The organism is Rahnella victoriana, assembly GCF_004330295.1.
In the GTDB taxonomy this organism is placed as follows: domain Bacteria; phylum Pseudomonadota; class Gammaproteobacteria; order Enterobacterales; family Enterobacteriaceae; genus Rahnella; species Rahnella victoriana.
Map to the genome: position 1 here is coordinate 1 of NZ_SJOJ01000074.1, position 602 is coordinate 602.

Genomic DNA, 602 nt, shown 5'->3' on the forward strand with positions numbered 1-602 from the left:
GGACCCGCCACCAGACCAAACACGCCGAGCGCGCCGATAATCAGCAGCGCACCGCCCGCAATCTTGCCGAGCGTGGTCGCCAGGGCTTTATTGTTCACAATCCACTTATCCAGTTTCAGCACGTAGCCGGTGGCGGTCTGCACCAGTTTGCGCAGTGACGAATCCTGCTGGTCGAACAGGTCAGTCCCGACCGCCTCATAGGCTGACTGAAATTCCTTAAAGTCGCCGCCGAGGTTGTCCTGCATCATCGCCACCAGCGCCTCGGTTTTGCCGTCCGAGGTTTTGAACGCCTGGGTGAGTCCGTCCAATTTACCGGATGAAGCATCACCCATTAGTGTCAGAGCCGCTCCGGCAGCCTCCTCACCAAAGATGGCTTTCATGTACTGCATTTGCTGAGAATTGCCGAGCTTGTTTTTCTCAAAGCTCTTTTGCATTTCTTTCAGGATGGTAAACAGCGGGCGCATGTTGCCTTTGCTGTCCGCCGTTTTTACTTTTAGTTCACCCAGTGCAGCAGCAGCGGTGCCCGTGGGTGCCTGTAAGCGTGTAACCACTGCCTTCGCCCCAGTACCCGCCATTGAACCGGTGATTTTGGCATCTGCCAG

General features: G+C 56.1%; 1 protein-coding gene. It reads right to left on the bottom strand.

What is annotated here, in order from left to right; all coding sequences use genetic code 11:
* Positions 1-602: phage tail tape measure protein (locus EYY67_RS24360; RefSeq protein WP_131694617.1), on the bottom strand; the 602-nt coding region annotated here is incomplete at both ends.